General features: G+C 67.2%; 6 protein-coding genes. All 6 read right to left on the bottom strand.

Features of this window, described 5'->3' with window-relative positions; translation table 11 throughout:
• Positions 1-815: 815 nt before the first annotated feature.
• The 6 genes from cas3 to ACWCRJ_RS09530 all read right to left on the bottom strand — a co-directional run bounded on the left by cas3 (position 816) and on the right by ACWCRJ_RS09530 (position 9,000).
• Positions 816-3,125 carry a CRISPR-associated helicase Cas3' gene (gene cas3 / locus ACWCRJ_RS09505; protein ID WP_450938731.1) on the bottom strand — a complete coding sequence of 770 codons (2,310 nt, stop codon included), beginning with the start codon at positions 3,123-3,125 and terminating at the stop codon, positions 816-818.
• Positions 3,126-3,233: 108 nt separating this feature from the next.
• Positions 3,234-3,893 (bottom strand): CRISPR-associated protein Cas5, encoded by a 660-nt coding sequence (gene cas5, locus ACWCRJ_RS09510; protein ID WP_450938732.1) that lies wholly within the window; start codon positions 3,891-3,893, stop codon positions 3,234-3,236.
• Entirely contained in the window at positions 3,890-4,921 is a 1,032-nt protein-coding gene (cas7i, locus tag ACWCRJ_RS09515) for a type I-B CRISPR-associated protein Cas7/Cst2/DevR (protein WP_450938733.1), read from the bottom strand. The genes cas5 and cas7i overlap by 4 nt, the downstream gene beginning before the upstream one ends.
• Entirely contained in the window at positions 4,918-6,303 is a 1,386-nt protein-coding gene (locus ACWCRJ_RS09520) for a hypothetical protein (RefSeq protein WP_450938734.1), read from the bottom strand. Before ACWCRJ_RS09520 ends, cas7i begins: the two co-directional genes overlap by 4 nt.
• Positions 6,304-6,383: 80 nt before the next feature.
• Positions 6,384-7,130, bottom strand: a complete 747-nt coding sequence (locus tag ACWCRJ_RS09525) for a CRISPR-associated endoribonuclease Cas6 (RefSeq protein ID WP_450938735.1) — start codon at positions 7,128-7,130, stop codon at positions 6,384-6,386.
• Positions 7,131-8,484: 1,354 nt separating this feature from the next.
• Positions 8,485-9,000, bottom strand: coding sequence for a VUT family protein (locus tag ACWCRJ_RS09530; protein ID WP_362713103.1), 516 nt, complete (start codon positions 8,998-9,000; stop codon positions 8,485-8,487).
• Positions 9,001-9,412 lie beyond the last annotated feature (412 nt).

Genomic DNA, 9,412 nt, shown 5'->3' on the forward strand with positions numbered 1-9,412 from the left:
GACAACGTCATCCTTCCAAGAGAAGTTCGGGTCGGGGATCGCATTTCGAGCCCTCCTGGGCTGATGGCGACGTGGACGACAACTGCATGGGCCCGGTCCCGCTTGGATTTCGAACCCTCTTGGACGGATGACTGACCTGCAGGTCGTCCACTACTTCCTCGGGCGTGCAGAGGTTCTGATCCCTCCTGGGCTGATGACGGCGCGACTGCCTTGGTCAGGCCGCGGGCTCCGCCCCAGTTGCGAACCCTCTTGGGCTGATGATGGCCCGTCGCCGAGGACGAACAGCGCGAGATGTGGCTGTTTCGAACCCTCTTGGGCTGATGACGACCGCATACGGCGGGCACTACATGGCCTACCTGATCGAGTTGCGAACCCTCTTGGGCTGATGATGACGTGGGGCTCGCAGAGCCGCCGCGTCGAGGTTTGGTGCTTGCGAACCCTCCTGGGCTGATGACGACACGAGATGCGGTGCTGGTTCGCGCTGACGCGGGGGTTTCGAACCCTCCTGGGCTGATGAAGGCGGAGTTCCGGGTGGTGGTGTGGTACTGGTTCGCCATGTTTCGAACCCTCATGGGCTGGCCTCGACGGTCTTTCAGATCCGGACGATGCTCACGTTTCGAACCCTCCTGGGCTGATGATGGCGTACCGCCCCCAGCCGTTCACGCCGGACCTGATCCCGTTTCGAACCCTCCTGGGCTGATGACTACGGCGTGAGTGCCGTTGCGTTTGGCTGCGCTGGTCAGGTTGGGATACCTCCTGAGACCGTGGAGCCTTCACGGCGGGTGCTCGTTGACCGTGAGGGTGTGTCGTGCCGATCAGGCAAGCTCTTCCTTCCGATACGTGGCACCCGGGGCTCGTACGGCGGTGAGCCCGTGTTCGCTGCTGTAGGTGCCGTCGATGACGTACACCTTCAGTTCCGTGTCGTAGCGCGCTCGGGGAACGGCGCTGGCGGGCAGTGGGATGAGGTAGTCGTCGGCGAGTAGCCGGCCGGCGCGGCCTCGTGCCTGGTCGAGTGCGGCGGTGTAGTTGTTGCGGTCTTCGGTGAGGATGGCTTCGGTGCCGTCGAAGAGTTCGTCGAACCGCTCGGCGAGGTCGTCGCGGCTGTCGAAGGGGTACGTGAAGTCCAGGAATGTGGCGGCGAATTGGTTTCGGTGGAAGAGGACGTTCTTTCGCCATGCTGTGCCCCAGTCGGTGGCGTAGATCTGGTTGAGCCATCCGGTGATGTCGTTTTCGTCGACGGGCTGTCCGTCGTGTGCGGTGAGGATGTGCCAGGCCGCCTGGGTGGGGGCCTGCGGGTAGATGCCGTCGGCGAACCATTCGCCTGGTGCATTCTGACGCGGGGTGTAGCGGGCGGCGTGCACGATGACGTCGGCCGGGGGACGGGCGGCGATCCGGTTGGCCCGGCCGAATCGCTGGGCGAGGGCTTCGAGGTCGGCGGCGGAGGTGAACAGGACGTCGAAGTCGACGTCCATGGAGACTTCGAGGACCTGTGTGGAGACGACGAGTCCGGGCAGCCGCTCATCCCTCCGGGTGCGGTCGACGCTGTGGCGTTCGGTGATGTGCTGTTCCAGGCGGCTGCGGTCGTGGCGCTTGAAGCGGGAGTGCAGCATGGCCGCGGCCTCTGGTCCGGACAGCTGGCGTGCGATGGGGCCGAGCCGGTCGTAGAGCTGCTGGGCCTGGCGGATGTTGTTGGCGACGACGAGGACGGATTCACCGTTGTGCAGGCGTTCGGTGATCTCGGCGATCGAGGACGGGTCGGTGAGGTGGTGGGGGCGGGTGCGGATGCAGTGCCGGGCTGGTTGGTGGCTGTCGGCGTCGTCGGTGCGGGTCACGGTCCCGGCGAGGGTGTCTTCGATGAGTTTGGCGAGGGCGTCGGGCAGGGTGGCGGACAGGACGGCGAAGCGTCCGCCGAGCCGTTCCAGCAGTCGCATCATGGCCAGGATGTAGCCGAGCCGTTTGGTGTCGTAGGCGTGCAACTCGTCCATGATGAACACCGAGTTCGCCGCGTCCACGAGCAGGGAGGACTGGGCCGCTCCTACCAGCGCGGCGCGCAGCAGCTGGTAGGGGGTGGTGATCCTGACTGTCTCTTTGAACAGTCGGGTGGCTGCCTGCCGGGCCACTGCTTTGCGCGCGGCCGTCACCCGTTCCGCGTCCCCGTCCTCCGGACACACCGCGTTGGCCAAGTGGTAGGCGGCTGCTCGCCCGTGCGACACACCGACCTGGTCGGCTGAGCCCAGTTCCCGTGTGGTGCGGTCCGCATTGGCGTTGATCGACGCGAGGTAGGGCAGCGTGTAGAAGACGCGTGGCGCACCCTGTCCCGCGGCGTGCATGGTGGCGGTCTGGCGGCAGGCCCACAGCCAGGCGGCCTCCGTCTTACCGCTGCCGGTCCGAGACCTAAGCAGCAGGTGGTTTTCAACCGCCGCTGCGCGCCGCTGGTGGGGTCGCAGGCTGTAGCCCTTGGCTGTGATGGCCTCCTCCAGGCGGGCAGCGAAGGCCGGGCCCATGGGCTGGGTTAGGTGCAGCCTGCCGTGGGCGGAGGAGAGGTGATCGGCCATGGTCACAGAACCCTGGAGCAGGACCGCTACCAGACCCTCCTCCGGGGCGGCCCCGTACTCCCAGCGGTCCAGAAGCCCATTGAGCTCTGTGTGGGCCTCAGCGACCCAGTCCGCGTCGGCGGACAGCGGCTTGACCGGCAGTCCCGCTGCGGTCGCGGTTTCGTACAGCCATGTGGCCAGCTCGTCCGCGTTGGCCTGGTCGAGGGGAGAAAACCGTGCCCGCCACTCGCCGACCGGGGATGCCCCGTACAGCGCGGCGAGCGACCGGGGGGAGTTCGTCAACGGCCGGTGGTGGGTGGCGACGGCGGCCGACACCCATGCCCGCAGCTCGTCGTCCGCGACCAGTTCGACGAATCCCAGGGAGAGCACCTCGTGGCGCTCTCCCCAGACCGGCCCCCCAGCGAGCATGGCCTGGCAGCCGTCGGGGATCTTCCCCGCATCGTGCAGCAGATCGGCCAGGGCGACCGCGTCCCAGAAGCCGGGCAGCACTTCAGCGACGACGGCGATCTGGCCCGTGCGCCGGGCGACGAGCCGGGCCGCGTCCAGGGCCGCGCTCAGGTGAACCGTCAACAATTCAGCCGGCCAGTGGCCTCTGGTGCTCTTGGCCAGCACCTGAGACAGCATCGTGGTCCGCTCAAGTCCTTGTGATTCTGGTGGGGTTGATGACTGCACGAGCCTTTATGCCTCTGCGGTTGCGGGGTGGGCGGGTGGAAGCAGGGTGACGGCCTGCCCGGTGGGGGTGCTGTAGCTGTCGGGAACGGTGGCGGTGGTGGTGCCGGTGGCGTCGTAGCGGTAGGTGCCCCACACGGTGCGTGCCCTGTCCAGGCGGATCGCCGTGGGCAGACGCAACGCTGTTCCGGCGGTGCCGGGCAGGTCCTCGACCAAGGCGCCGCGCTGCTCCCCCGGATGTCGCGCCAATTCGATGGTGTTGAGGTGGAGACCGACGAGGTCTTGGCTGCGGCCCAGGCGCAGCGGCCAGAGCGGGCGGCGCAGGATGCTGCGCCACCGCTCGGGTTGGTCGGTGATCCAGACCGTCAGGGTGGTGAAGGCCAGGAACTCGCGGTCCTTGGGGTTGGACTTGGTGGGACGGCCTCCGGCGTCGAGGGGGTGGTAGGTCTCCAGGTCGACGCCCTGGCCCCGGGCGTGGAAGGCCATGGCGAACTGGAAGGTCTCGGAGATGTGCTGCCAGCCGCCGGCCGCGGCGGCGAGCATGCCGCCGACCGTGGAGGGAGGCGGGCAGGGCAGACCGACCTGGACCCCGGAGTGCAGCGGATTGCGGAAGCTGGCTACCGGGGTGGTGAACGTCGCCTCCAGCGCCGTGATGGGTGCGGTGGTCATGCCTTGGCGTCCTCGAACCAGGCGTCGTGGGTGCTGTCCTCGATCTCCTTGGCCAGGTTGATGAGGATGGTGCGCGGGTGGTCGATCACCACGGTGCCTGCGGTGATGAGGTCGGCGAGGTCACGGCGGGCGCGATCACGCTGGTCACCGAGGAATCCGGGCGCCCATCCGATGCGTACCGGGCCGTCGAGTTCGTCGTGCCAGGCAGCAATCTCCTCGGTGAGGGTGTCGGCGGCGAAGACGGGCTTGCCGTCCTTGTTGGCGAGCACGCGGGTGAAGGGGTTGACGCCGCCCTTCATCGGGGCGAGGAGGAGGAACGCCGGGGTACGGTCGCCGTAGTGCGCGGCGGGCTTGGCTCCTCCGCGCAGCGCGGCGAGGGCGCGCAGTACGAGGGCGGCGCGACGGCGGCGCTCGGCGATGTCGAGGACGAGTGCCGACACCCCGCGGAACGTGGCCTCGGTGGCGCCCGATGCGGCGGCTTCCTTGGCGGCCTGCGGGGGCAGGGCGATACGGATGCCCTGGCCGTCGGTCTCGAAGGTGCCGACACGGGGGAGGTCGAAGTTGATGTCGCCGGCGCACACAGCGGTATAGAACTCGTGCTCGTGGATGACCGGGTTGTCGCCGGCGGCGAAGCCGCGGGTCATGGTGCCGTAGTCGGAGGCGATCCGCTGGGGGGTGACGCTGACGAAGGTGCCGGTGGCGAGGACGGTGTCGCGCTGGCACGAGCTGTCCGAGCCGCTGATGGCGACCATGTAGCCGAACAGGTCGTCGTCAACAAACAGGTCGGGCCGACCCTTGGTGTATGCCTGCTGCTTCTTGCCCTTGCCCTCGCGGATGACGGGTGAGAGGGGCTCGGCGGCCGGGAGGCTGTCGCGCAGCCAGCGGCGCACGGCCTGGGGCGAGATGTAGGGGTAGGTATCGCGGCCAACCTGCATCTTCTTGACCATGCCGACGTTGTCCTGGCCTCGGCCGTTGTTCGGAGCGCCAGCCTGGATATCGAGGGCGAGCTTTCCGGCGAGGTGCGTCACTGGGTGATTCCTTCCTCAAGAGCTTCGGTGTCGGTGGGGTCGATAGCGTCGGGGTCGAAGTCCTCGACGACGGTCTTGGCGTCCTTGGGCTGCCAGCCGCGGCGGTGCAGCTCGGCGAGGACGGAGGTCAGCAGGTACTGGCGGAAGAACCAGGCGTTGCCGTCTTGGCTGGGCGAGAACAGCAGCTCGAACCCGTTCTCGGTGATCAGCGGCGCGCCGTTGTCAGGCCGGGTCAGCACCCATTCCACGGAGTGACGCTGCAGCCAGTTGCGCAGGTCCGTGCCGCGACCGGCACGGAACAGGGCGTGGAAGCCGGTGAGCTTGCCCGCGGTGTCATCGGGCTTGAACAGCGCGGCAACGCGCTGCGCCGTCTGGCGAATCTCGGAGAGATCCTTTTCGTCCATGTGCATCACCTCGTGCAGGTAGGAGCTGATCAGTTCGGCGACGGCTGGGGATTCGGGCGCTGGCAGGCTGCGGGTCTGGGTGCGGGCGGTCAGGTAGGCGGCGAGAACGGCAGGGATGGTCTCGGGGCGGTTGAACACCCGCCAGGCGAGGCTCTGGGCGCCGCTGCCCTTGTCGGTGCGGCAGGCACGCAGCAGGCATCGGAAACCGGTGCGCCGGGCGGGCAGACGCGTCGTGGTGCGCAGCCACTCGGCGAGCGGCTGGTCCACCGCATGAGAGGCAAGCGACTGATCCTGGTTGTTGTTCTTGAAGACCAAAAGCTCGACCCCGGACGTGACACGGTGCTCGAAGCCGCGCAGCGCCGCCAGCGCCACGACCTCCGGCTTCGGGGAGGCCGGCTTCTTCCCGGCCGTGAGCAGCAACTCGTTGCGCCTGACCTGCCGGCGCGTGACGTGCAAGGCGAGACGCTCGTCCCACGTGTGCAGCGCGGTGAACGACCCGCCGGTCAGGTGGCATCCGAACGGCAGGGCGTAAAAGGAGCACAGACAGGGCCAGCACAGCGCCAGCCCGGCGTGACCACGCGGAGTCGTGTTGCGGTGAATGATCGCCCCGGCGAGGACGACGTCCTTCTTGCCGTAGAAACCGACCGCCGCGGTGCCGCACAGCACACAGTCCGCCTGCGGCCAGGTCTCCGAAGCGGGGATGGTGCGCCACCGCTGGATGAACTCGCCCAGCGTGGAGCCGTTCTTCACCTTGAACGCCTCGGACAGCTCACTTGCTGGCTTCTTCTTGTAGACCTGCGCCGTGTTGTTGTGGATCGGGCTGTTGGGCCACAGGCTGTACGAGCACGCGAGGAGGAACCCGTCCTCAGACCCCTTGTCCCGCGCCCGGGCAGCAGTCACAGCGGCCGCCGTCAGCTTGCCGGTGACCTCGGCAAACACAGCGCCGATCACCTCGTCCGCACGCTGCACGCCGGCCATCGCGGCGAGAGTGAAGGCCCCGACCCGCTGCAGGGGATGAGGCGTGGTCCGTAACGCAGTTTGCTCGGCGGGTAGTTCGCTCACGCCGCCACCCAACCGAACCCGGCACCAGTCTGCTGGCCGAGCCCCGCCGACCACAGCGCGGCCAGCGCGCCGGCACCGCCACTGACCTCGACCTCCACTGGCGCACCGGTCCGCTGCCCGGAACGGCCCTGGCCGGTCACCCGGAACGAACGGCGCGGCCCAACCCCCATGATCGACTCAATCCGGATGTCCGGCGCATGGCCGAAGGTCTCCGCTCGCCGGTTGAGATTGCGTTCCAGCGCCACCGGATACCCCGGATCCTGAGGCAACAGCGCCCGCACGGGCGTGTGCTCCCCGCCGGGCTCGGGCCGCTCGTACTCGGAGAGGTGCAGCGGATTCGCAGTTCGGAACCGGGCCCGGCCACCGGCGAAGCCGGGTGGTTGCCGGACGGTGACGCTGCCGACTCGCAGGGCGACCCCGCCCCAGTCCAGCAGAGTGCGCGCCGGGTTCATGAAATCCAGGGCCAGGGCCTGCACCAACTCGGGCAGCGGGCTGCCGAACTCCAGGTGGCCGCTGCCGCGTACCGCGTACGTTCCGCGGACACGGCGTGCGTTCGGGAACGTGGGCGCACTGTGCCCGAACGGGGCGATGCCGTACGGTCCCCACCCATTCTCGTGGATCTTCCCGGCCAGCTCGGGAGCAGTCCGATACAGGGACTCATAGACGATGCCGCGGCCCGGGGCAAGGACGTCTCCCCACGCGATCTCCCGGGCCCGGGTGCTGATCTCTAAGCGAAGTCGCACGATCTCCCTCGTAGTTCTCCCCGGTCGGGGTCAGGGGTGTTGACAACACGGGAAAGTACAGTGAGGCACTGACAACGCTCATCGAGCGAGAACATCCAGGCGTACTGTGGTAGTTCTGTCGTGCGTTGGAGCGCGTTGTCGTCCTTGGCACCAGAGGGTCCGAGCGCAATGAGGCCGTACGTGCCGATCTGCGGGACGCTCGTCTTCATCAGCCCAGGAGGGTTCGAAACACGAGCTTGCGCTTCGACACGTCGATCACTACGACGTCTTCATCAGCCTTGGAGCGCATCGAAACTGGCGGCGCGCGGACGCGGCCGACTACGGCGCGGCCAGCCCTTGGGGGTTCGAAACGCGGTAACGCCGAGCCCTCGACCCCACAGGGCCCGGGGCTTCATCAGCCCGGAAGGGATCGAAACACGAACAGGTCGCTGAGAGATTTTTCCTTGATGCCGGTCGTCATCAGCCCAGGACGGTTCGAAACATGATGCGCAGGGCTTCAGCGGTGTTGTGGCGGCGGGTCTTCATCAGCTCTGGAGGGTTCGAAACAGGACCAGGCCCCAGTCGAGCTCCGGTCCGACGCTGGACGTCATCAGCCCAGGAGGGCTCGAAACGGGACATCGACCCGCAGTACCGCCAACGCGTGCTCGGTCTTCATCAGCCTTAGAGGGTTCGAAACAGAGTGACGGTCTGGTTCGCTTCGACTCCGAGCCTGGTCTTCACCAGCCCAAGTCGGTTCGAAATGTGAACGCCCAGTGGTAGGTGGCGAACAGGCTCGTGTCTTCGTCAGTCCGTAAGGGTTCGAAACGCGAGCTTGACCTCGACGACCCCGAGGAGCACGCTGGTCTGTCTCCTTCAGCGCTGGAGGCGCGGAACTAGACGTCGTGCGCGACCTGGACGGTGGCGCTGTGGGTTTTCATCGGTCTTGGAGGGGGAAGCGCGGAAATCCCGGGCTTCCGAACCCACGGGGTCCGCGTCCTCATCAACCCTGGAGGGTTCGAAACAGACCGTCCCTGGAGAGGTCCGCGGCCGTGCCCCGTCTTCATCAGCCCAGGAGGGTTCGAAACACGCCTCATTCCTCGTGCCAGACGACGATCGCCTTTGTCGTCATCAGCCCAGGAGGGTTCGGAACGGGGGCCAGCCCAGGTGCAGCGTGCTTCCCTCCGCCCGGGCGGCGAACCCGTTGGCTATCCGCCCGCCTCGTGCCGGACTACTCGCTCAGTGTTCACGGGGCCTCCAAGCGCGGATCTCCAGATAGACGTATCCCGCCTCTGCGTGCATGCGGCCGGTGTCGACAAGCGAGCCGGCGAAGGTGCACCACTCTTCGGTGCTGGTGCACCGGACGCGGAAGGCGGGCTCAGGCGGTCGCTTGCTTTCGTCGGCGAAGTAGGGCCAGAACAGTGACCGCTGCAAGGGTCATCCACGCTTTGCCGAGGATCTGTCCCGGTAGGTACTCGAACGAGCCGAAGGCCAGCTTGAGGAACAGGAGGCTGTCCGAGAGCAGACCGATCGCGTTGGAGGCGAGCATCGCGATCAACAGGCCACGTTGCCGTAGAGGTTCGTAGACGGCGAAGTCCATGGTCTCAGCGACCCCGAAGGCGGCTGCCGAAGCAACGGCGAGAGCGGGGTCGGCGAGGAAGTACGACAGGATGGTGCCGACGGCTATGGCCGCGAGGACAGCCCCACGGCCAGCTGATTCTCGGGCGAGGTCGCGAAGGACTAGCGCGAGGCCGACCATGTACACCCCGGCTGGGGCGGCGTAGCCGAAGCCGGCGGGGACGGCTCCGAAGTGGGTGACGGCGAGGTTGGCCGCGGGGATCGTGGCGACGTAGGCGACGAGGGTCGCAGTACCGGCAGGTGCGGGGACGTTCACAGTCTTCTTTCTCTCTCGGTGAAGTGGTCGATGCGCCGATGCCACGCCGGGACGGACGGCGGGGTGAGCGCGCAGACAGTACAACCCACGCCACTGACATCAGTGCCGAGTCCAGACGTCGAGACTCTGGCCGGGATTGAGTGCACTGCCGGAGGCATATGCGTATTCCAGGGTCGTGAAGGTCTGTGCGCCAAGAGGCAGCGAGGGGAGTCACCTCGCGTGAACTGGCGCAGGTCATGCGGCGGATCAACTTCCCGCGACTGCGCACGCCAATGTTGACGCGCGCACCTCATGCCCGGCCGTGCAACCTCCGGGCAGGGCTCCGTTTCGGTCGTATTTTGTGGCTCGTCATGCCTGGCAACCGTGACCGAGATAACCATTTTCTGACGATTAGCGCTTCATGTCGCATCGA

Source organism: Streptomyces sp. NPDC002324, from assembly GCF_053593335.1.

Bases quoted from the DNA above. Each gene is read 5' to 3' on its own strand.
- cas5 (WP_450938732.1), bottom strand. From the start codon at position 3,893: ATGACCACCGCACCCATCACGGCGCTGGAGGCGACGTTCACCACCCCG.
- ACWCRJ_RS09520 (WP_450938734.1), bottom strand. From the start codon at position 6,303: ATGGCCGGCGTGCAGCGTGCGGACGAGGTGATCGGCGCTGTGTTTGCC.